The sequence below is a fragment of the Rhizobium sp. BR 250 genome (genome assembly GCF_047445855.1).
Taxonomy (GTDB): Bacteria; Pseudomonadota; Alphaproteobacteria; order Rhizobiales; family Rhizobiaceae; genus Agrobacterium; species Agrobacterium tumefaciens_I.
In genome coordinates, this window is record NZ_JARWKW010000004.1 from 63799 (window position 1) to 86375 (window position 22577).

The following is a 22577-nucleotide window of genomic DNA, read 5'->3' on the forward strand; positions in this document are numbered from 1 at the left end:
ATCAAATATGAGAATGATCAGACAAGACGGAACAATTTGCCCGGATTGAAGATGTTATCCGGATCGAGCGACGTTTTGATGGCACGCATCACGTCGAGCGCATTTCCCGCCTCTTCGGCCAGAAAACTCATCTTGCCCTGGCCGATGCCATGTTCGCCGGTGCAGGTGCCGTCCATGGCGATGGCGCGGCGATTGAGACGGGCGACGAAGGCTTCGGTTTTCGCGACACTTTCGGCATCCTTGCCGTCGAAAAGGATAAGGACATGGAAATTACCGTCGCCCGCATGGCCGACGATCGGCGCAAGAAAGCCGTTTTCCTGAATGTCACGCTGCGTTTCCACCACGCAATCCGCAAGCCGCGAAATCGGCACGCAGACATCGGTGGAAAGCCCGTCGAGATGCGGGGCGAGTGCGCGCGAGGCCCAATAGGCGTCATGCCGCGCTTTCCAGAGCTTGTTGCGCTCGGCCGCATCGCTCGTCCAGCGAAAATCGACGCCGCCGCATTCGGCCGCAATCTCGGCGAATTGCTGCGATTGCAGCGCCGCCGTCTCCTCCGTGCCGTGAAACTCCACGAAGAGCGTCGGTTTTTCCGCGTAGTTCAGGCCGGAATAGGCGTTGCAGGCGCGCACCTGCACCTCGTCAAGCAATTCGATACGGGCAACCGGAACGCCCATCTGGATCGTCATGATCACGGCATCGCAGGCCGCCTTGATACTGTCGAAGGTGCAGACGCCGCCGGCGATCTTTTCCGGAATGCCCTGCAGGCGCAACGTCACCGAAGTGATGACGCCGAGCGTACCCTCGGCACCGACAAAAAGCCGGGTCAGGTCGTAACCGGCGGATGACTTGCGGGCACGCCGCGCCGTGCGGATTTCCTCGCCATTGGCGACAACGGCGGTAACGGCCAGCACATTGTCCTTCATCGTGCCGTAACGCACGGCATTGGTACCGGAAGCCCGCGTCGAGGCCATGCCGCCGATGGAGGCATTGGCGCCGGGATCGATCGGAAAGAACAGGCCGGTATCGCGCAGATAGACATTGAGGTCCTCGCGCGTCACGCCCGGCTCCACCGTCACGTCAAGATCTTCGGCATTCACCTCAATGATGCGATTCATCCGGCTGAAATCGATGCAGATTCCGCCATTTGGCGCATTGACCTGCCCTTCCAGCGAAGACCCCGTGCCGAAGGGAATGACCGGCACCCTGTACTGCGCGCAGGCCTTAACCACGGCTTTCACATCATCGGCGCTTTCGGCAAAGACAACGCCATCAGGCGCCTGCAGGGTCAGGTAGGTGGTGGTGTGCCCGTGCTGCTCGCGAAACGCCTGTCCGGTCTGGAGCCTGTCACCAAGCTGCTGCTTCAGCACGGCAAGCACTGAGGCTATGCCCTCTTCGTTCCGCTCACCCGCCACCACATCTTTCAGCGCCATCATGCATCTCCACCGCAACATTCACCCGTAACGGATTCGATCCGTTGCGAAATTTCGTCAGGTGGTATGGGATAAGGTTAACGCTTTGTCCAGCATCGCGATTGCGCCGGATGCGGTTTGGCGAAAACCCCTTCCTATTCCGCAGCGAGCAGCGGCTTGTCTTCCTCCAGCGCCTTGCGGCGGGCGGCGAGTTCCAGTTCGCGGTGCAGATGAATTTCCTCATCCGCCTGCGGTTTGGCGAAGCGGGCGATCAGCAGATAGGAGACCGGGGTGATGTAAAGCGTCACCAGCGTCGCGAAGCCGAGGCCGCCGACGATGACCCAGCCGAGCGCGATGCGCGCTTCCGCACCCGCCCCCTGCGCCAGAACCAGCGGCACGCCGCCCAGAATGGTGGCGATCATCGTCATCATCACCGGGCGCAGGCGGATGCTGGTGGCCTTTTCGATGGCCTCGCGCACGGTCGCACCCTGATCACGCAGATGGTTGGCGAACTCAACAATGAGAATGCCGTTTTTGGCCATCACGCCGACGAGGAGCACAAGCCCGATCTGGCTGTAGACATTGAGGCTCGATCCGGTGACCAGCAGCGCGATGACCGCGCAGGCAAGGCCGAGCGGCACCGTGGTCATGATGATGACCGAACTAAGAACGCTTTCGAACTGTGCGGCCAGCACGAGGAAGATGATGGCGATGGCGAAACCGAAGGTCAGCAGCATGCCGCTGGAATTTTCCTCGAGCGTCGCGGCCTCGCCGAGCGGCAGCAGGCGGGCGCCCGGCGGCAGGACCGATTGCGACAGCTCATTGACCTTCTGCAACGCCTCGCCGAGCGAAACACCGTCCTTCAGGTTGGCGGTGAAGCCGACGGAGGGAAGCTGCTGTTCACGATTGAGCTGCGGCGCGACCGCATTTTCCTTCAACGTCGCGATGACCGACATCGGCACGATCTTGCCGTCGCCCGTTTTCAGGAAGACGTTTTCAAGATCGGTCGGATCGTTGATCGGCCGGGTGGAGGACAGGAGCCTGACCGGGATCGCATCGCCATCCACGAAGACATCCACGATCGAGCGCCCTTCCAGAAGCGATTGCATGGCGCGCGACAGGCCGGTGATGTCGATGCCGAGATCGGAAGCGCGCTCGCGGTCGATGGAGACGGAAAGCTGCGCCTGGTTGGGCTCGTTATCGAAACGCGGCGTATCGAACAGGCCGCTCTCCTCCATGGAAAGCAGCAGTTTCTGCGTCGCGGCGGTCAGCGCTCCATAGTTGCTGCCGACCATTGCCATATGCAGCCCGTTGCCGGCACCGCGAATGCGCAAGCTGTTCGGCTGCGCTGCGTTGCCACGCAGCGCCGGCACCTTGTTGGCGGCGGAGGTGACATCGGCGGCAATCTGGTTCTGCGTGCGCTCGCGATCCGCCCAGGGGGCGAGCGTCAGCACCATGAAACCGGTATTGGACGAACCATTCATACCGGTGATGGAGTAGATATTGCGGATTTCACCGCTGTCACGCAGCGGCTGCAGGTTTTCCTCGATCCGCTGCAACTGGTCGCGCGTATATTCGAGGCTGACACCCTGCGGCGCGGTGATGCGCATCATGATCGAGGCGCGGTCCTCGCGCGGCGTCAGCTCGTTCTGGATCATGCCGAAGGCGATCCACGACAGGCCCGAAAAGATCAGCGCAACGACGATAACGATCAGCGGATTGTTGAGGCAGGCGGCAAGGGTCGTCTTGTAGGTGGAAGCAAAGACATTGCCGAACCATGCGAGCGGTCCTGTCGGTTCCTTCAGCCCCTGCTTCAACATGCGCGAGGCGAGCATCGGGCAGAGCGTCAGCGCCACGATCGAGGACAAGCCCACGGCGAAGGCGAGCACGAAACCGAATTCGCGGAACAGACCGCCAAGCTGGCCCGGCAGGAAGGAGAGCGGAATGAAGACGGCGGCTAGTGTGGCCGTCGTCGCGATGACGGCGAAGAAGACTTCCTGGGTGCCGAGAACCGCGGCGGCGCGCGGCCCCATGCCTTCCGCCCGGCGGCGCACGATATTTTCCAGAACCACGATGGCATCATCGACAACGAGACCCGTCGCCAGAACGATGGCGAGCAACGTCAGAATATTGACCGAGAAGCCGACCATGTAGATGGCAACGATGGTGCCGATCAGCGCCACCGGCATGGTGATTGCCGGAATGAGGGTGGCGCGCCAGTCACGCAGGAACAGATAAAGCACGACGACAACGATGATCGCCGAAAGACCGAGCGCCAGCTCCACTTCGTGCAGCGCGCCCTCGATAAAGACGGCATCGTCGCTGGTGACGACGACCTGCGTGCCTTTCGGCAGATTGGCCGTCATGGTGTCGACGACCGCTTTCACGCCGGTGGAAATATTGAGCGTGTTGGATTGCGCCTGGCGGATGATACCGAGACCGACGCCCTGCACGCCATTGGAGCGCAGCGAGGTGGATTCATCGTCCGCACCCAGCATGACGGTCGCCACGTCGCGAAGGCGGATATTGTTCTTGATGAGAAGGTTGGAGAAATCTTCCGGCTTCGTCAGGCTGGCCGTGGCGCGCACGACGATGTCCTGCGTCGTGCTTTTCAGCGATCCTGCCGGCACGTCCAGTGCGGCGCTGGCGAGCGCGTTGGAAACATCGGTCACCGTCAAACCACGGCTGGCGAGCGCAGCCTGGTTGAGATCGACGCGAAAAACCTTTTCCTGATCGCCGTAAAGCTCCACATCGGCAACGCCATCGACGGCGGCCAGGCGGTCGATGATTTCGTCATCCACCAGCTTGGTCAGATCCTCCATGCTGAGCGTGGACGAGGTGACGGCAAGGCGCATGATCGGCTGGCTGTCGGAATCCGCCTTGATGATTTGCGGTTCGTCGGCATCGTCCGGCAACTGGTCGGCGATGCGGCCGATGGCGTCGCGCACATCGTTCGCGGCCACGGCCATGTCGACATTGTCGCCGAATTCCATCGTCACGCGGCTGGTTCCGAATTGCGAATTGGACGCAATGGATTTGACACCGCTGACGCGGGCGACAGCGCCTTCGATGGTCTGCGTCACCTCCTGATCGATGGTTTCCGGAGCCGCCCCGTCATAGGTGGTTCTGACGCTGATCGATGGCCGGTCGACATCCGGCAATTCACGCACTTCAACGCCCACCAGCGCGGCAAGGCCGGCAACGACCAGCAGCGTGTTGAGAACCGCTGCCAGTATGGGCCGGCGCACGAAGAGTGCGGTGAAGGCGAGCTTCGAATCCTGACCGGAAGGCGGCTGCGTCGTCATTGGCTGGCAACCTCCTCCGATTTCGGCTGATTGCCGACACGGACCGCGCCGCCTTCCCTGACGCGCTGCAGGCCCTCGATCACCACCGGCTCGCCTTCCGCCAGCTCGGCCTTGACGAGAACCGCATCGGGATTGCGCTGCACGATCTGCACCCGCACCTTGTTCGAGCGGTTGTCGACGACGCGCCAGACATAGGCCCCTTCCGCATCCCATTGCACGGCGAGCGGATCGACCGAGGCATAGGTCTCCCCGGCAAAACGCATGGTAACACCGAAGGACATGCCGGCCCTGAGCTCGTCCTTCTCATTGCCGAACTTCGCCCGGATGCGGATGGTGCGGCTTGCCTCATCGACGCGGTTGTCGATTGCCTCGACCTCGCCCCTGAAGGTCTCGCCGGGGCGGGAAATGGAGGTCGCCTCCACCGACATGCCGAGTTTGATCGCAGTCACGAACCGTTCGGGCGCCCAGAAATTAACGAGAATCTCGGAGCGGTCGTCGATGCTGACGATGGTTGATTGTGTGGTGACGTTGTCGCCGATATTGGCGGCGACGATACCGGCCACGCCTTCGATGGGCGCGACGATATCGCGGCGCCTGAGGTTGAGTTCGGCGGTGCTCAGCGCAAGCTTGGCGGCCTCTTCGGCAATCTGTGCATCCAGCACATCGAGGCGGGAGACGGATTTCAGGTTCTTGTAGGAGTTGGATTTTTCAACGGCGCTGCGCAGCGAGACCTGCGCCTTGTCGCGCTCGATCACCTGCTCCTCGTCATCCAGCCGGGCGAGCACCTGCCCCTTCACGACGCGTGCGCCGGACGATGTGCGGATTTCCGAAAGCGTGCCGGAGGTCTGCGGCATGACGACGACCGACTGGATCGCCTCGCCATTGCCGATGGCATTCAGCCTGTCGTTGACCGTGCCTGTCTTTACCGGAGCGGTGACCACCAGCGTGGCATTGCCGTTACGGCGGTTGCCGCCGGCATTCTGGCCCGACGATGCGGGTGTCCCCGCGCCGGATGCGGCGAGTTCAATAGCACCGGCAGGCGTTTTGCCGAGCCCCATGCCGGCAAGCAGATTGCGGCCTTCGGACGAATAAACGCCCCAAAGACAGAGACCCGCCCCTACCACGGCAAGACTGACACCCACCTGTTTCCAGACCCGCATATATTTCTCCGGTCGATCATCGCAGCACAAAGCCGCCCCTGAAGCACTCACTTCGGAACATGCGCAGTATTCCCGCTCGTCTGAAACGAGGCAACGCACAAATCCGTTTCTTACGTAATTGTAATTTGTGATGGATTCTCGTCGAAGGCACGGCGAAGGCCATTTTTATCGCAAATATTCTTCAACGCGATAATCTGCCCCCGGAAAATGAGCCGGAGGAAGCCATGAGCACCGTAACGAAAACGCAAAATCCCGAAACCGATCCACGCGTCAAGGCCGTGTTCGATGATATCCGCACTACCCGCAAATCGGACTTCATCAACAATATGTGGCTCTACCTCGCCTTCGACCCCGAATTACTGGAAAAAACCTGGGCCGAGGTCAAGGAAGTGATGGCCACACCTTCGGCGCTCGATCCACTGGTGAAAGAAATGCTTTATATCGCGGTGTCCGTCACCAATGGCTGCTCCTATTGCGCCCATTCCCACACGGCGGCCGCAAAAGCCAAGGGCATGACCAGGGAACAGCACGCCGATCTGATGCGGGTGATCGCGCTCGCCGCCAGGACCAACCAGCTTGCGGTGGCGCTGCAAGTGCCCGTGGATGCCGCTTTCGACGCCGACAGGAAGGCATGAGCCTTAAAAAATGCCTTGGAATAGGCGTTTTGACGGTTGATACCGGAATAAAAGCAGAACACGGTTCTGGCCTTTATATCCCGAATCACTACATTGGGCCGCATGAGCAACAGTTTTGACGATATGCCGTTCTTCGATGAAGAACCCGTGGCGCCGCGCAGGGCGACGAACAATGCCGGTGCGGAAAGCAGCGGCGGGCTTGGCATTGCTGCCCGCGCCATGGCGGCGCGTGATCAGGCACGGCCCGCCCCCGAGTATCTTTCCGGTCTCAACCCGGAACAGCGCGAAGCCGTGGAAACGCTGGATGGCCCGGTTCTCGTCCTCGCCGGCGCCGGCACCGGCAAGACCCGCGTTCTGACGACCCGCATCGCCCATATAATTGCCACCGGTCGCGCCTACCCACGCGAGATTCTTGCCGTGACCTTCACCAACAAGGCCGCGCGCGAGATGAAGGAACGTATCGGCGTTCTGATTGGCGGCGCCGTCGAGGGCATGCCCTGGCTCGGCACCTTCCACTCCATCGGCGTCAAGCTGCTGCGCCGCCACGCCGAACTCATCGGCCTGAAATCGGATTTCACCATTCTCGATACCGACGATGTGGTGCGGCTGATCAAGCAGCTCATTCAGGCCGAAGGTCTGGATGACAAACGCTGGCCGGCCAAACAGTTCGCCGGCATGATCGACGGCTGGAAAAACAAGGGACTGACGCCGCCGGATATTCCGGAGGGTGACAGCCGTGCTTTCGCCAACGGCAAGGGCCGTGAGCTTTACGCCGCCTATCAGGCCCGGCTGAAAACGCTGAACGCCTGCGATTTCGGCGATCTTTTGCTGCATCCGATCAGCATCTTCCGCCGCCATACGGATATCCTGAAGGAGTATCACCAGAAGTTCCGTTATATTCTGGTGGACGAATATCAGGACACCAATACGGCGCAATATATGTGGCTGCGGCTGCTTGCCCAGCGCGCCAAGGGCGAACCGCAGAACGTCTGCTGCGTCGGTGACGACGATCAGTCAATCTATGGCTGGCGCGGCGCGGAAGTGGACAATATCCTCCGTTTCGACAAAGATTTCCCCGGCGCCAAGGTCATCAAGCTCGAACGCAACTATCGTTCCACCGAACATATTCTCGGTGCGGCCGGCCATCTGATCGCCCATAATGAGGGCCGTCTCGGCAAGACACTGTTCACCGAGCGCAGCAGCCCCGACGATGAAAAGGTCGTGGTGCATGCCGCCTGGGATTCCGAAGAAGAAGCCCGCGCGGTCGGCGAGGAGATCGAGCAGCTTCAGCGCAAGAACCACAAGCTGAACGATATGGCCATCCTCGTTCGCGCCTCCTTCCAGATGCGCGAATTCGAAGATCGTTTTGTCACGCTTGGCCTCAATTACCGCGTCATCGGCGGCCCGCGCTTTTATGAGCGCCTCGAAATCCGCGACGCCATGGCCTATTTCCGCCTCGTCTGCCAGCCGGCCGACGATCTCGCCTTCGAGCGGATCGTCAACACGCCGAAGCGCGGCCTCGGCGATACGACGATCCGTAACCTGCACGACTATGCTCGTGCCCGCGATATTCCGATGCTGGCGGCAGCCGCCGACATCATCGAGACCGATGAGCTGAAGCCCAAGGCCCGCAAGGCGCTGTTCGACGTGGTGCAGGATTTCCGCCGCTGGCAGGGCCTGCTGGAAAACACCGAACACACCACGCTCGCCGAACAAATCCTCGACGAAAGCGGCTATACCGCCATGTGGCAGGCCGACAAGACGGCCGAAGCGCCCGGACGGCTGGAGAACCTCAAGGAACTCATCCGCTCGATGGAAGCCTTCGAAAGCCTGCGCGGGTTCCTCGAGCATGTCGCGCTCGTCATGGATGCCGAGCAGAACGAGAATCTCGACGCCGTCTCCATCATGACGCTGCATTCCGCCAAGGGTCTGGAATTCGACACCGTCTTCCTGCCCGGCTGGGAAGAAGGCCTGTTCCCGCACCAGCGGGCGCTGGATGAAGGCGGCCGCTCCGGTCTGGAGGAAGAACGCCGCCTGGCCTATGTCGGCATCACCCGCGCCAAGAAGCTCTGCCATATCTGGTTCGTGTCGAACCGCCGCATTCACGGGCTGTGGCAATCCACCCTGCCCTCCCGCTTCCTTGACGAACTACCGCCCGCGCATGTTGATGTGGCGGCTTCCGACAGCAATTACGGCGGTTATGGCGGACGCGGCGGCTATGGCCAGTCACGTTTCGACAAGGCCGATCCCTTTACCAACAATTATTCCACCCCCGGCTGGAAGCGCGCGCAGCAGAACCGCAGCGACGCCACCCGCGACAATTGGGGCACCCGCTCCGGCCATGCGGTGGAACGGATCGGTTATGGCGAAAGCGGCCCGCGCACCCGCACCATCGACGGCGAGCTGGTGGCGAAATCCGTGGCCGACACGCCCTCGAAATTCTTCGTCGGCGACCGCGTTTTCCATCTCAAATTCGGCAATGGCAATATCTCCGCCATCGAAGGCAACAAGCTGACCATCGACTTCGACCGCGCCGGGCAAAAGCGCGTGCTGGATGGATTTGTGGAAAAGGCCTGATTCGGCAACTATAGGTGCCTGAAGCCCGCTTTTTTTCCGTAGCCCGCGTCATGTCGTTGCAATAAAGGAGTTGCAACAGGGGTGTAAAAACCGGGCGAGGACTGCTTTGCATATATTACCGAAAAGCCGGCGCAAGCTTGCCGTTTTCCTGATCAATATGGATAGCGCCACCAAGCGCCTCGCCGATATGAACGCCCGCCTCGACGCTTTGGGGCTGAAGGCGGAGCGTGTAGCCGGCGTCAATGGCAGGGAGCTGAATTACCCGATCCCGGAATTCAGTGAAATTTCCTACATGCTCATGCATGGCCGCCGCACCTCGCCGCCGGAGATCGGCTGCTATCTCAGCCATGTCACCTGCGCCAATAAATTCATGGCGAGCGATGCCAATATCGCCCTCATTCTCGAAGACGATGTTGTCTTCGAGAATGATTTTCTGAACGCCATCGACGAAGCGGTGCTGAACGGCGGCGACTGGGATCTGCTGCGGCTGACGACGGTCAGCAACGGCCGCAAATTTGCATTCCGCCCGTTGTCCAATGGCCGTTCGCTGGCAGTGGCACTCACCCGCGAAAAGGGATCGGGGGCCTACCTCGTCAACCGCCGTGCCGGGAAATGGATATCGAAACTCATTCCCATGCGGCTCGCTTATGACATTGCCTTCGATCTGGAATATCTCGCCGGCCTGAAGGCGGCCTTCATCTATCCGCTCTGCGCCACGCAGGATGCGGATGGCGAAAGCCAGATCCAGAACAATCTGCGCATCTACCGCCTGCCGCGCTGGCGGTATTTCACCGTTCTGCCCTATCGCGCCTATCTGGAAACCAGCCGGTTCCTGCTGCGCGGCATCCGCTTTTTAATAGCAAAGGCGAAGGTGGCAATGGAACGCGGCAAGACCAAAGCAATTCCTGCCAGCAACTGAACCTGCGGCTTACACCTCGCCGGGTGTGAAGCCAACGAGATAGACAGCCGCAATCACGGCTGCGGGAATGACGATCGAAATGACGAAAATCGTCATCCGGTTCAATGGTTTGCGGGTCGTTTTCCTCATGGTGGAATAATGCGCGACGGCGTCGCCTGTTCCTCGACACACAGGATAATGTCGCCTGAAGCCTTGCATCGGCGCAATTCGATTCCGCTTCAGGCACATATCGGCTAAAGCTCGTTTTCATCTTCAGCTTTCCCGGCCCGCCATGACAGAAACGACGCATCCCCGCCTGAACCCACTGCATCTCGCCGCCGCCTTCGCAAGCGGCTGCCTTTTGACGCTGATGGTGCATTTCAACGGTCAGCTTGCCCATTATGGCAATGCGCTGTTTTCCTCGTGGACGGCGCACGGCACCGGCACTGTTGCAGCCCTGCTCTATCTGGCGATCATGCGCCCGAAAAAGGATGCGGGCCCGACAGAAAAACCAAAAGCGCCGCTCTGGGCCTATTGCGGTGGTGTCGTGGGTGCCGCCATCGTCATCCTCACCTCCACGGCGGTCAATTCGCCGCTGGCGCTTTCCGGCACCATTGCGCTCGGGCTTGGCGGGCAGGTGATCTTCAGCCTTCTGGCTGATCTCTTCGGCCTCTTCGGGCTGCCAAAACGGCGACCGGATTTGCAGGACATGGCGGCGGTGGCCCTCATTCTCTGCGGCAGCGCGCTCATCATTCTTGTCGGGAGAGCGGCATGATCGTCTGGATCGCCATGGCCTTTGCCGGCGGTGTCTTCGTGGCGCTGAGCCGGCAGATCAATGGCCGCCTCAGCCTGTCCAACTCGCCGCTGATCGCTTCCTTCTGGAACCATATCGTTGGTTTCGCGGTGCTGACCGTCATCGGCCTCATCGTCGGCGGCCTCATTCCGCCGGGTGCTGCCGACGCGCCCTGGCTTGCCTTTATCGGCGGCCCCATCGGCGTCGTTTTCATCGCTTCGGGAAGCTGGCTCATTCCCCGCATCGGCGCGGTCAATACGGCCCTTCTCGTCATCAGCGGCCAGATGGTATCGGGCGTCGTTCTTGATCTTTTCAGCGATCACCCGCCGAAAATCTGGGCAAGCGCGCTTGGCATCCTGCTCATCCTTGGCGGCATGGTGCTGACACAGCGCCGCCGCTAGGGCATTCCGCTAAAATCAAATCCGCTCAGGAATCGCTGCCGCGCGAGAACATGCCGAGCAGCGTCTTGCCACCGCTTTTACCGCCACTGCTCGCAAGCGTCGGGCGGTTGCCGTTCAGCTTCGGCACCACCACCATGCGCTTGATCTCACCGCGCTTGAACGCCGCGAGGAAACGCGGGTAATCGCGGAACACGACACAGCCATTCGATTCGCCGCGTTTCGCCAGCATGTAGGTGTGGGCAAGAAGGCCGTCGCGGCCATGCGGGTTGACGCCATTTTCCGGGGTCAGGCGAATGGCTTCCACACCATGGAAGCGGGCCTCGCGCATCGTCAGGCGATAGCTGGAAGGCGGCGTCGAGCCGCGCATCTTCACATGCACATAGTCGGGATTGTCGCGCATCTTGCCGATGCCGGAATGCGCCTCCAGCTTCTCGCCATTCGGCATATGCACCACGCCGGAGGAAATATCGTAGATCGCCGTGCCATTACCGCGGTCCGGCCAGGGAACCGCATCCATCTTGCTCGGCTCACGCATCGGATTGTCGGGTTTCGCAAAGGCGAGCATGGCGCCGGTGCTCTGCTTCGGCGGCGCAGGTGCCCGCAGCGGAACCGGCGCATCAAACGCGGGTGCGGAAGCAACAGCGGGAACATGTTCCTCGGCCTTGGAGGGCGTGGCGGGGCGCGGCGACGGTTCGACGGCCTGAGCCGTCGCGACTTCAGGCCTGAAGCTTGGCAGCGGCACATCGTCGGGAAGCAGGCTGCTTGCCTCTTCTTCGATCTGCGGCCGCGCCAGCGCCACTTCAAATGCCGGATGCTGCGGAACCGCGCCCTGATAAGCGACCTCGGACGTGCGTCCCAGCGCCGAATCGACGATTGCCGACGGCTTGAGAGCTGCAAACTCCTTCACCGTGGCCTGCCCCTTGGCATTCGCAACCGCGCCAAATCGCTCGCCAAATTCCTTCGCGCCGATTTCGGGCATGATGCCGGCAAGGCGAACGGCCTTCTGCTGGCCATGGCTGTGGTCGCTCAGGCGGGAAAACTTGCGGACGTGAATATCGCGCGCGGCCGAGCGGGCAACCGCCATTTCGGCGGAATCCAGTCGCGTTACGAGGGTCTTTTCAAATTGCCCGACACCATGCGAGGCGGCAGCCATGCTGTGCAGCGACGCAAAGGCAGCGACTGCAAAGAGGCCAGCGAAGACGCCACCGCCGAGAAGTGCGGACATCCGTCCGAGCGAAGAGGATTTGCCTCTCTTGGCGGAAGACGAACCGGCAAAGCCGGCACCATTATAGGCCGCAGCAGAAAACGCCATGATACTCGTTACTCGAACCGTTCACGCATACCCGGCCGATGCCGGAGGGATTTTGGGACATCCGAAGAGCGGGCAAACACCACGCCGGTTTCGGAATTGACTGGTTCGAAGCATGACGAATTATGGTAACCAAAGTGTTTACGAGTCCCTGCAAAAATCTTTCGTTAAGGTCTGCGCATTGTAAGGCGAAGGCAAAACAATGACTTGCGCGGGTACTGCGTGCATCAGCACCGCATCGTCCCGGGAAATGCCCCTTGAAGGGGCGTCATCGGCCTAAAAAATTTCCGTCGCCGCATTGTCAGGTAAATTCCGACTTGGCCGGAAATTTGCTGCAAATGCGGCAGGACTGCGACAGGCCAACCCCTTGCCGGAAACACCCGCGCCGGCCCGACAGATCAAAAGGGGCTTGATCCGCCAAAGCCGGCTTGGCATCCTGAGCCAAAAAGGGAGGCACATCATGAAGGCGCTGCTGCTCATCGATATCCAGAACGGGTTTTGCCCGGGCGGCAATCTGGCCGTTGCCGATGGAGACCGGGTCGTGCCCATTGCCAATGCCCTGATCGACAATGGCGGCTACGATCTCATCGTCGCCTCGCAGGACTGGCACCCGGAAAATCACGGCAGCTTCGCCTCGCAGCATCCCGGCAAGAAGCCCTTCGACATGGGTGAACTCTCCGGCAAGCCACAGATGATGTGGCCGGACCATTGCGTGCAAGGCACGCCGGATGCGGAATTTCACCCCGACCTGAAGACGGAAGCCTTCGATTACATCCAGCAGAAGGGCGAAAACTCCGCCATCGACAGCTATTCCGCCTTTCGCGACAATGACCAGGTGGCCACGACCGGACTGGCAGACTATCTGGCCCGCCAGGGCGTGACGCAACTCGACGTCTGCGGCCTCGCGACCGATTATTGCGTCAGTTTTTCGGTGCTCGACGCCCTCGACATGCTGCCCGGCGTCAAGGTTCGCTTCATCGAGGATGCCAGCCGCGGCATCGACCCGCAGGGCATCAAGGCCGCGGTGGCGACCATGCGTGAGAAGGGTGCGATCATTCTCAGGAGCCGCGACATATTGCGGGACTGAACAGCACTGGGCTTACCGCTCTCCTCATTTCTGTGCTTGTCACAGGAATGAGGAGGTCGCGCCCTTAGCGCGGCTTAGCCTTCTCCAGCACGTCGATATCAGCAGCCGCATCCTCCAGCCGCCTCAGGATCGCCGCATGGGCATCCCCGAGCCCCTGATTGTAAAACACGTATCCCATTTCCTCGGCCAGAAAATCCACGAAGATTTCCGCCTGCAATAGCCCGATCTCGGTTTCTGTCTCACGGGCGAGATAGTCCCTGATACGTGCGGCCAGAGCGGCCTTTTCCTGCTTTTCCAGCATCGATCCTCCATGGTCTGCGCATGAGGGCAAGCGCGAAGAAAGCGGTAGGTCCTCTCCTCACGGCGCCGCCGCATGAGGCGTCACCGTAACGGAAGGTTCAAAGGAATCAATCGATCCATTCATGCAATTCGTTTGCCAGCCGGCCGGTGCGGCGATAGAGCGACGGCAAGGAGTTTCCAGACATGTTCAATGCAGATTTTCGCGAGGGATTGAAGAGCGGTTTCCCGATCGCCCTCTCCGCCGCGCCCTTCGGTGCGCTGTTCGGCGCGGTCGCGGTCGATAACGGCCTGAGCGTCACCGAAGCCACGATCATGAGCGGCGCCGTCTATGCCGGTGCAAGCCAGCTGGTCGGTATCGAACTGTTCGGCCAGAAGGTTGCCCCCTGGCTGATCGTTCTTTCCGTCTTCGCGGTCAATTTCCGCCATATCCTCTATTCGGCCGCCATCGCCCGGATGATCTCGAACTGGTCGCTCCTGCAAAAAGCCGCAGGCTTCTTCGTGCTGGTCGATCCGCAATTCGCCGAATCGGTCAGGAAATACGAAAACACCGGCACGGTCGGTTTTTCCTGGTACATGGGCTTTGCCGCACCCGTTTATGTGCTGTGGCTTGCCATGACCATTCTCGGCGCCTCGCTCGGCAATCTCGTCGGCGATCCGAAAGCCATCGGGCTCGACGTGCTTTTGCCGATCTATTTCATGGGCATGGTCCTGAGCTTCCGCCAGCGGGAGAATTTCTACCCTGTCATGTTGGCAAGCGCTGCCGGCGCGACGGCGGCCTATCATTTCGTTGGCTCGCCCTGGCATGTCAGCCTGGGCGCGGTTGCCGGTATTATCGTCGCGGTCCTCTATCCGCCGAAACCAAAGGCCGGGATGACCTCCGAAAGCGGGGCGGAAACACCATGAACGATATGCTTCACGCCGATACGCTGTTCCTGATCGCGCTGGCCGCCATCGCCACCTATTTCACCCGCATCGGCGGTTATGTGCTGATGACGCGGATGAAATCCATCCCGCCACGCATGGAGGCGGGACTTAATGCCGTGCCCGTTGCGGTTCTGACCACGCTCGTCGCACCCGCCTTTTTTGAAGGCGGATACGAGGTGAAGATCGGCATGGCGGCAGCCCTTCTGGTCTGCCTGCGCTTTCCCGGCCTGACGATGCTCGCCATCGGTTGGGCCATCGTCATCGCCATCAGGCATTTCGGGCTGCTTTAAGCGGCCCGCTCCAATGGCTTCGTCGCCGCAACGAGCCACGCCTTCACCTCTTCATCGGTGATCAGGGGCGACAGCTTCTCCAGAACGCTGGCGTGGTAGGCATTAAGCCAGTTGAGTTCCTCGTCGGTCAGCAGGGACACGACGACAAGCCTGTTGTCGATGGGGCACCAGGTCAGTGTCTCGAAAGAGAACATCGGCTGGTCGCCGCCGGTCACCTCTTCCGCCTCGCGCACATAGATCAGGTTTTCGATACGGATGCCGAAAGCACCGGGGCGATAATAGCCGGGCTCGTTCGACAGGATCATGCCGGGCAAGAGCTCCTGCGTCGAAAGCCGTGAGATACGCTGCGGCCCTTCATGCACGGAGAGATAGGAGCCGACACCGTGGCCTGTGCCATGGGCGTAATCGGCGCCTGCCTTCCACAGCGCGATACGGGCCAGCGGATCGAGGTCGCAGCCGCGCGTTCCCTTGGGAAACCGAGCAGCGCTGATGGCAATCACGCCCTTCAGCACCAGCGTGAAGAAGCGCCGCTGCTCTTCCGGCACCGCACCGATCGCAACGGTACGGGTAATATCCGTGGTGCCGTTGACATATTGCGCGCCGGAATCGACGAGGAACATCTCGCCGTCCGCGAGTGTGCGGTCCGTGTCCGTCGTGACGCGGTAATGGATGATGGCGGCATGTTCGCCAGCGCCGGAAATCGTGTCGAACGACACATCCTTCAGCGGGTTCTGCATCACCTGCCCCACTTTGGCGCGTGCCGCCTCCAGCGCCTTGACCGCGGCGATTTCGGTGACGCTGCCCGGCTGCTGGCGGTCCAGCCAGCTGAGATATTCGACCATGGCCGCACCATCCTGCACATGGGCGGCAGCCGAGCCGGCAAGTTCCGCCTGATTTTTGCGCGCACGCGGCAGACGGACAGGATCGGCCTCCTCGATGAGCGAACCGCCAGCCGCCGTTACCGCACCCGTCAGCGCCACCGGCGTCAGCTCGGCATCGACCATCACCCGGCCCTTGGCACTGGCAATGGCGTGCAGACGGTCGGCGATCTTCGAAGGCGGCAGCTGTGTCGCAAGCTGCGCCAGATAGGCCTCGGTCTCGATGCCGGTCTTGCGTTTATCGAGAAAAATATCCGCCTTGCCGTCCGCATAAATGATACCGCGGGCGAGCGGGTGCGGCGTATGCGGCACATCATTGCCGCGAATATTGAAAATCCAGGCGATGGAGGACGGGTCGGTGACCAGCAGGGCATCCGCGCCCTTGGCCGAGACCGTTTCCGCGAGCGAGGCGATCTTTTCCTTCGAAAGCTTGCCGGTAAAGGCTTCGGGCTGGATGACGACCGGTTCCAGCGGCTCGGCGGGACGGTCCTGCCAGAGGGCATCGAGCGGGTTCTTTTCCAGGAGGACGACCGAGCCGCCTTTGCCGGCCAGCACCTTTTCCAGCCGCTTCAACTCGGCGCCGGTGTGCAGCCAAGGATCGATACCGAGCCGGAACCCCTGTGAAGCATGTTCGGCAAGCCAGACGGACGGCGGTGCACCGACCAGATCGCCGCCGCTAAAGATCGATTGATCGACCTGCGACTTGAGCTGCGTCGTATAACGGCCATCGACAAACACCACGACCTCGTTGCGCGTCACCAGCGCAATMCCCGCCGAGCCGGTAAAGCCGGTCAGCCAGGACAGGCGCTCGGCGCATTCCGGCACATATTCCCCCTGATATTCATCGGCGCGCGGCACGAGAAAACCGTCGATACCGAGGGCATCAAAACCGGCACGCAGCGCCTCGACGCGGGCCTTGCCGAATTGCGGCGCGGATTTGTTTTCGAAGGTCTGGAACATGGGTGTCTTTCAGGAACTGTCGTGAGGAAAGCTATTCGGCCGCGCCGTCAAATCATTGGCGCGCAACGACAATGCCATGCCGACAAAGCCGGTTTCAAGCCATATATGACAGACCGGAATACGGCGATAAATTGTGCATAATCCGCAAATTAAGTAATACTGAAGGCACAGTGATATGCATAAAACGCACACCTACCCTGAAACATCCCCTCTAACCAAACAAAAACACATCGCTTATCTTCAGGTCAACACAGCGAGAGAGACACTCTCCTGGCAAACAAGGATTTGAAGCAATGGCAAAATCTTTCCTCCGCACCGCCTTCGATCGCGTCATTGAAGCACGCGAGCGTCAGGTCAGCCGTCATGTCAACGCCGCCCTTCTGAACCTCGACGACAAGTCGCTCGAAGCGCTTGGCATGAACCGCGCCGATCTCCGCCGCAAGGCAAATTCCAGCTACGTATTCTGATCACGTCGGGCGCGGCGATCCTCCCTCCCCCGCGTCTGAACAGGAATACGTCGACCCGCTTGAGCAAGCTCCTCCCATGCTCGCGGGTTTCCAGGCGGCGCGAAAGCGCCGCCTTTTCTTTTGCCCGAAAGAGATGTCCGGAAAACCTCAGTCCTTGCGCAGATGCAGCGTCACCCAGCCATTACGCCAGATGGTGCGGACATGGGAAAGCCTTGCGCCATTATAGGCGGAAAGCACCTTCCAACGCTGCGATGCGAGAATACCCGAAAGAATGACGGTACCGCCGGGTGCCAGATGCGTAACGAGCTGCGGCGCCATCTTGATGAGCGGCCGCGCCAGAATATTGGCGATGATGAGATCGAACGGCCCGTGCTTGCGGAAGGCATCCGAGTGGAAACCCGGCGCCGTTTCCAGCGCCAGCCCGGAAACGATGCCATTCAGCCGCACATTCTCCTTCGCCACCTTGACGGCGATGGGATCGATATCCGTCGCCAGCACGGGGATGGGGCGCATCTTGCGCACGGCAATGGCGAGAACACCGCTGCCGGTGCCGAGATCGAGCGCATTGCGCACGGTGCGCGCCCGCAGCACCTCCTCGATCATTTCAAGGCAACCGGCCGTCGTGCCGTGATGGCCGGTACCGAAAGCCTGACCCGCCTCGATCTCGATTGCGAGATCGTGGGGTTGCACCTTGTCGCGGTCATGCGCGCCATGAACGATGAACCGCCCTGCCCGCACCGGCTTCAGCCCCTCGAGCGACTTGGCAATCCAGTCGACATCAGGAACGATTTCCTTCTCAATGACGAGACCGGGAAAGGCGGGCGCGAGCAGCGCTTCGACGCGCTCGCGGAACTCCTCTTCCTGTTCGGCCATCAAATAGACGGAGGCTTCCCAGATATCGCGCTTCTCATCCACCTCGGTCGTGGCGATCGCGACGTCCTCCTCGCCGAAATAGTCCGACATGAGATCGAGGATTTCACCGGCCTTGATTTCGGTCGTGGTGACATAGAGGCGGATTTCGCTCACGGCGGCTGCTTTCTCTGGCTAGGGCTTACTCAATCTGCCTTTGCCACAAAACCTTCACCAGTCCAATAAGCCTAGCGTAATTATGCCTTCGCGCCTTTAAGAAGATTCTGGAGCTTCTGCTCGGCGACATCGGGATTTTCGCCATAAGCGATCGTTCCCGCAAAGCGACCGTTGGCATCGAGCAGGATCACGGACGCCGTGTGATCCATGGTGTAATCGCCGTTCGGATCCTTCTCGTCCACCGGCACCTTCTTGGCGTAGATGCGGTAGCCCTTCAGCGTTTCGGCAATCTTGTCAGCCGGGCCGGTGATGCCGGTGATCCGCTTCGAGACGTTGGAGACATATTGCTGCATGATCTCAGGCGTATCGCGCTCGGGATCGACGGACACGAAATAGGCCTGCAGCTTATCGCCGGCCGGGTCCACCTTCTCCATCCAGCCGTTCAGCTCGAACAGGGTGGTCGGGCAGACTTCCGGGCAATGGGTGAAGCCGAAGAACAGCGCCGTCGGCTTGCCCTGAAACGCCTTTTCGGTGATCGGCTGGCCATTTTGCGCGGTAAGCTGGAACGGAACGCCATAGGCCGTCTCCACCATCTCCTCACGGGTTTTCGTCATCTCGATCGTCAACCAGCTGACGACACCGGCAAGAACGACCACCACGGCCCACAATACGATGCGAATATTTCTCATTGTCCAATCCTACCCCGGAAGCCACGGCATATCGCAGGCCCTGCCCCGACTGATAGCGAACGGCAGCGGCGACGGCAAATCAACTGGCCGTATTTGGGCCGACCGCGCTGATTTGTCACAAAGCCGCAGTGACCAAAAGGATCACAGGCACCAGGCGATGCCACTCTGTACGGCGGACAGGAAGATATCCGTGCCGTGCCGCACCCAGCCGTCAAAGGCAAGAAGCACGATGGCAAGCGAAGCCGCCGCGGCAAGACTTGCCAGAATAAACTTCAGCGGATGGGACGTCAGTGCCTTCATATCCCTGTTATAACCTGTTTGCGCAGGCGCGAAAACCGCCAAAATACTGGGTTTTCGCGGTCCAGCGGCGGTAATTGTTAGGGAAAGTTTAAAATCTTGCTGCGCATGATGACCGCAGCGGTTTTTCAAGCCTCGACATGATGTCTCCCGGTCCATTCCGGCCACCGCATAAAGCTCAATCCTGCGCGGGCCTGTTAGAGAGCCATCAGAGGAAACCTGCCGTCATGTCCAACGCCATCAAGCAATCCGGCGCATATCTCGAAATCGTTTCCTTCCATCTGAGCGATCAGGAATTCTGCATCGACATCATGGCGATCCGCGAAATCCGCGGCTGGGCGCCGGTCACCCCGATGCCGCACACGCCGCCCTATGTTCTCGGCCTTATCAACTTGCGCGGCGCCGTCATTCCCGTCATCGACATGGCCGGCCGCCTCGGCATGAAGATGACCGAACCTTCCGAACGCTCCGCCATCATCGTCACCGATATCGGCGGCAAACTGGTCGGCCTGCTGGTGGAACAGGTCTCCGACATGATGACCATCCGCTCGGAAGACCTGCAGCCCGCGCCGGATATCATTCCGGAAGAACAGCGCAGCTTCTGCCGTGGCATCGTGGCGCTGGAAAAGAGCATGGTCTGCTTCCTCAACCTCGACACGGTTATCGCGGACGAGCTGGCACGCGAAGCGGCCTGATCCAGGCTACCAAGGCTTTCATTGATAATATGACGGGCAGGTCTTACGGCTTGCCCTGAGGATCACGACAAGATCGGAAATCGCTCCTCCGTCATACTCGGGCCTGTCCCGAGCATCTGCAACCTATCGCTCTTACGATACGTGATTGGATCCTCGGGACAGGCCCGAGGATGACGTTGCGCGTAGCGTATGGTGCAGCAGCCCCGATGGCGCCCTCACGGCTTGCCCTTCTGCCACGTCACCTGCTGGTTATAGAGCGGCACCGTCGATATCGCCATCTTGGCCGAACCATCCGTCAGCTCCCGCGCATGCACCAGATAGATCAGCGTGTCATTCGCCTTGTCATAAACACGGCTGACGACGAGTTTCTTCCAGACCAGCGACATGCCCTGCCGGAACACTTCTTCCCCACCCTTGGAGAGATCAATGTCGCCGATCTCCACCGGCCCCGTCTGGCTGCAGGAAATGGCGTTGTTGGAAGGGTCTTCGAACCAGTTGCCGTTTTTCAGCCGGTCGATGACACCGCGCTCGAAATAGGTGACGTGGCAGGTCACGCCCTTGATCTTCGGATCGGCGATCGCCTCGATGACGATGTCATTGCCGATCCAGTCGACACCGACCTCGCCGACGACCTGCGAATGCGCCGCTGTCACCGGAAGCAATGCCAGAAAGCCCGCAAACAAACCCGAGAGAGTTTTCATCCTCATCGCATCTTCTCCGTTACGCTGCTTCAAACATAGGTGGGAGCAAGCGTTACGCAAGCCGGGAGGCGGCGCGTTTTTTCATGCTGCAGGGCTGGTAACCCGTGGAGGTGAGACGACCGGCAACCATACCGATCTTTTCCGGCAGGTCGCGAATATGCGCGACGCGCAGCGCCCTGGCGGCGGCAATCGAAGCGGCCGCGCAGACAACGGCATCTTCCGCCGCGTTATGGTGCACGAAACGAAGCTGGAGGTGATGAGCAATGACATTCAGCTTGTGCGACTCGAGCTGGGGCCAGACATGCCGGGCAATCTTGACGCTGCACAGATAGGACAGGTCCGGATAGGATTGCCGGTATTTATCGAAGGAAGCCCGCATGACGCTGAAATCGAAGGCGGCATTATGGGCGATCATGGTGGCGCCCTGGAAGTCGTCGATGAACTCCTCCATCACCTCGGGAAATTCCGGCGCATCCTCGACATCGGCCGGGCGAATGCCGTGCACGGCAATGTTGAAGGGCGAAAACCGCATGTCCTTCGGCCGAATGAGACGTTCCTCGACGCGAACGATCTCACCCTCTTCTATCCACGCAAGCCCCACGGAGCAGGCGCTGCCCCGTTCCTCATTGGCGGTTTCGAAATCGATGGCGATGGTTTTCAAGAGTGATTCCCGTTGTTTCATTCCGGCATAGACCGGATTGACCTCAAAGAGAACCGGCCTCGGCAGAACCCGCTTCCGAAAGCATCCAGTCGATGAGCATCACCAGATCGGGATTATCGAGCATGCGCCGCGGATAAACGATGAAATAGGCAAGTGTGCTGGCCATGTCTTTCCCGAAGGGCGCAATCAATGCGCCTTCAGCCAGCTCGCGGGAAACGAGGGAACGCCGGGTCAGCGCAATGCCGTGCCCGGCCTTGGCCGCATCCAGCGCGCCATTGCTGTCGATGAAGACGGTGCCGCCGGAGGCGTCGACTTCCGATGCGCCCGCCGCCTCCAGCCAGCGTCGCCACTCATTGCGGTTTTCATCATGCAGCAGAGGCACGGATTTCAGGTCTCCCGCCTCCCGAAGCGGCCCGTATTTTTCGAGCAGCTGCGGCGCGCAGACCGGCAGGGTGCTGTCATCGATGAAGCGGATGCTCTCCAGCCCTTCGTAACGGCCGAAGCCATGCCGCACCGCCAGATCGACATCGTCGCGCGAAAAATCCACCAGCCGGTTGGTGACGCTGATGCGGACATCCACATGCGGGTGCTGCTGCTGGAAGGCCGGCAATCTCGGCATCAGCCATTGCACGGCGAAAGTCGGCGTGCAGCTCAGCGTCAGAACCGTGATCTCGGATCGCGCCGTCAGCTCCGCCGTCGCCTCGCGCATCATCCGGAAGGCGGTGCGAAGCGCACCGTAATAACGCTCGCCCTCCCGTGTCAGCTGGATGCTGCGCGGCCTGCGGAAAAACAGCTGCACACCAAGGCGCGCCTCCAGCTCCCGGATTTGCAGGCTGACCGCGCCGGGCGTGACGTTCAATTCGTTGGAGGCAAGCGTCACGCTGCGATACCGCGCCGCGGCTTCAAAGGCCTGCAGCCCCTTGAGCGATGGAAGTTCAGCCGCCATGATTTAGCCCAGCTCAATTACCTGACGAGAAACTATCGTTTGAAAGAACCATAAAACAGGGCGTAAATAGACGCAATGGGACAGAAAAGGCCGCGACAGGCCAACAATATCCACTTCAGATAAACTCAACCGATATCGGGTGGATGGCGACAGCCCTGTCTGCAACAAT

Annotated in this window: 22 protein-coding genes; 10 read left to right on the plus strand and 12 right to left on the minus strand. The window is 60.5% G+C overall.

The features are described from left to right. Positions 1-17: 17 nt before the first annotated feature. The 3 genes from QD336_RS07735 to QD336_RS07745 all read right to left on the minus strand — a co-directional run bounded on the left by QD336_RS07735 (position 18) and on the right by QD336_RS07745 (position 5874). Positions 18-1430 carry an FAD-binding oxidoreductase gene (locus tag QD336_RS07735; protein ID WP_499170099.1) on the minus strand — a complete coding sequence of 471 codons (1413 nt, stop codon included), beginning with the start codon at positions 1428-1430 and terminating at the stop codon, positions 18-20. Between the two features lie 134 nt (positions 1431-1564). Continuing rightward, positions 1565-4714 carry an efflux RND transporter permease subunit gene (locus QD336_RS07740; protein ID WP_499170101.1) on the minus strand — a complete coding sequence of 1050 codons (3150 nt, stop codon included), beginning with the start codon at positions 4712-4714 and terminating at the stop codon, positions 1565-1567. Further along, positions 4711-5874 carry an efflux RND transporter periplasmic adaptor subunit gene (locus tag QD336_RS07745; RefSeq protein ID WP_269340725.1) on the minus strand — a complete coding sequence of 388 codons (1164 nt, stop codon included), beginning with the start codon at positions 5872-5874 and terminating at the stop codon, positions 4711-4713. Before QD336_RS07745 ends, QD336_RS07740 begins: the two co-directional genes overlap by 4 nt. Before the next feature lie 224 nt (positions 5875-6098). On the opposite strand from QD336_RS07745, the gene QD336_RS07750 reads away from it, so the two are divergent. The 5 genes from QD336_RS07750 (at position 6099) to QD336_RS07770 (ending at position 11178) form a co-directional block, all read left to right on the plus strand. After that, the gene (locus tag QD336_RS07750; protein ID WP_269340723.1) at positions 6099-6509 is read left to right on the plus strand and encodes a carboxymuconolactone decarboxylase family protein; all 411 of its coding nucleotides are present in this window, start codon (positions 6099-6101) and stop codon (positions 6507-6509) included. 102 nt (positions 6510-6611) lie between these two features. Next, positions 6612-9086 carry an ATP-dependent helicase gene (locus QD336_RS07755; protein ID WP_499170102.1) on the plus strand — a complete coding sequence of 825 codons (2475 nt, stop codon included), beginning with the start codon at positions 6612-6614 and terminating at the stop codon, positions 9084-9086. 106 nt (positions 9087-9192) lie between these two features. After that, complete coding sequence (locus tag QD336_RS07760; protein ID WP_499170104.1) at positions 9193-10005, plus strand: glycosyltransferase family 25 protein; 813 nt, start codon at positions 9193-9195, stop codon at positions 10003-10005. Between the two features lie 271 nt (positions 10006-10276). Continuing rightward, positions 10277-10759 (plus strand): DMT family transporter, encoded by a 483-nt coding sequence (locus tag QD336_RS07765; protein ID WP_499170106.1) that lies wholly within the window; start codon positions 10277-10279, stop codon positions 10757-10759. Next, a complete protein-coding gene (locus tag QD336_RS07770) occupies positions 10756-11178 on the plus strand; it encodes a DMT family transporter (RefSeq protein WP_499170107.1) in 423 nt (140 codons plus the stop codon). Before QD336_RS07765 ends, QD336_RS07770 begins: the two co-directional genes overlap by 4 nt. Before the next feature lie 25 nt (positions 11179-11203). Here the strand turns inward: QD336_RS07770 and QD336_RS07775 are convergent, their stop codons facing one another. After that, entirely contained in the window at positions 11204-12490 is a 1287-nt protein-coding gene (locus QD336_RS07775) for a DUF2778 domain-containing protein (protein WP_499170109.1), read from the minus strand. A gap of 457 nt (positions 12491-12947) precedes the next feature. On the opposite strand from QD336_RS07775, the gene pncA reads away from it, so the two are divergent. After that, positions 12948-13574, plus strand: a complete 627-nt coding sequence (gene pncA, locus QD336_RS07780; RefSeq protein ID WP_499170110.1) for a bifunctional nicotinamidase/pyrazinamidase — start codon at positions 12948-12950, stop codon at positions 13572-13574. Between the two features lie 64 nt (positions 13575-13638). On the opposite strand, the gene QD336_RS07785 is transcribed toward pncA, so the two are convergent. Further along, entirely contained in the window at positions 13639-13875 is a 237-nt protein-coding gene (locus tag QD336_RS07785) for a DUF2164 domain-containing protein (RefSeq protein ID WP_269340711.1), read from the minus strand. A gap of 182 nt (positions 13876-14057) precedes the next feature. Here QD336_RS07785 and QD336_RS07790 point away from each other — a divergent pair, with 182 nt between their 5' ends. Beyond that, positions 14058-14777 (plus strand): AzlC family ABC transporter permease, encoded by a 720-nt coding sequence (locus QD336_RS07790; protein WP_269340709.1) that lies wholly within the window; start codon positions 14058-14060, stop codon positions 14775-14777. Continuing rightward, positions 14774-15088, plus strand: a complete 315-nt coding sequence (locus QD336_RS07795) for an AzlD family protein (RefSeq protein WP_499170112.1) — start codon at positions 14774-14776, stop codon at positions 15086-15088. The genes QD336_RS07790 and QD336_RS07795 overlap by 4 nt, the downstream gene beginning before the upstream one ends. Here the strand turns inward: QD336_RS07795 and QD336_RS07800 are convergent. Continuing rightward, the gene (locus QD336_RS07800) at positions 15085-16926 is read right to left on the minus strand and encodes an aminopeptidase P family protein (RefSeq protein WP_499170113.1); all 1842 of its coding nucleotides are present in this window, start codon (positions 16924-16926) and stop codon (positions 15085-15087) included. The two genes, QD336_RS07795 and QD336_RS07800, sit on opposite strands and share 4 nt — an antisense overlap. 293 nt (positions 16927-17219) lie before the next feature. Here QD336_RS07800 and QD336_RS07805 point away from each other — a divergent pair, with 293 nt between their 5' ends. Beyond that, a complete protein-coding gene (locus tag QD336_RS07805) occupies positions 17220-17393 on the plus strand; it encodes a hypothetical protein (RefSeq protein ID WP_269340705.1) in 174 nt (57 codons plus the stop codon). 147 nt (positions 17394-17540) lie between these two features. Here the strand turns inward: QD336_RS07805 and QD336_RS07810 are convergent, their stop codons facing one another. The 3 genes from QD336_RS07810 to QD336_RS07820 all read right to left on the minus strand — a co-directional run bounded on the left by QD336_RS07810 (position 17541) and on the right by QD336_RS07820 (position 19408). Continuing rightward, positions 17541-18419 carry a 50S ribosomal protein L11 methyltransferase gene (locus tag QD336_RS07810; protein WP_269340703.1) on the minus strand — a complete coding sequence of 293 codons (879 nt, stop codon included), beginning with the start codon at positions 18417-18419 and terminating at the stop codon, positions 17541-17543. 80 nt (positions 18420-18499) lie between these two features. Then, the gene (gene sco, locus QD336_RS07815; RefSeq protein WP_499170116.1) at positions 18500-19108 is read right to left on the minus strand and encodes a cytochrome oxidase assembly protein Sco; all 609 of its coding nucleotides are present in this window, start codon (positions 19106-19108) and stop codon (positions 18500-18502) included. A gap of 141 nt (positions 19109-19249) precedes the next feature. Further along, entirely contained in the window at positions 19250-19408 is a 159-nt protein-coding gene (locus QD336_RS07820) for a hypothetical protein (protein ID WP_173987260.1), read from the minus strand. A 224-nt stretch (positions 19409-19632) separates the two neighbouring features. Between QD336_RS07820 and QD336_RS07825 the strand changes: the two genes are divergently transcribed. Continuing rightward, positions 19633-20100: a chemotaxis protein CheW gene (locus QD336_RS07825; RefSeq protein ID WP_004430791.1), complete on the plus strand. Its 468-nt coding sequence runs from the start codon at positions 19633-19635 to the stop codon at positions 20098-20100. Positions 20101-20315: 215 nt separating this feature from the next. On the opposite strand, the gene QD336_RS07830 is transcribed toward QD336_RS07825, so the two are convergent. The 3 genes from QD336_RS07830 to gcvA are packed head-to-tail and all read right to left on the minus strand — an operon-like array spanning position 20316 to position 22408. Continuing rightward, on the minus strand, positions 20316-20807 hold the full coding sequence (locus tag QD336_RS07830) for a CreA family protein (protein ID WP_269340696.1): 492 nt from the start codon (positions 20805-20807) through the stop codon (positions 20316-20318). A 46-nt stretch (positions 20808-20853) separates the two neighbouring features. After that, positions 20854-21462, minus strand: a complete 609-nt coding sequence (locus QD336_RS07835) for a 3'-5' exonuclease (RefSeq protein ID WP_499170118.1) — start codon at positions 21460-21462, stop codon at positions 20854-20856. Between the two features lie 43 nt (positions 21463-21505). Continuing rightward, a complete protein-coding gene (gcvA, locus tag QD336_RS07840) occupies positions 21506-22408 on the minus strand; it encodes a transcriptional regulator GcvA (protein ID WP_499170119.1) in 903 nt (300 codons plus the stop codon). Positions 22409-22577 lie beyond the last annotated feature (169 nt).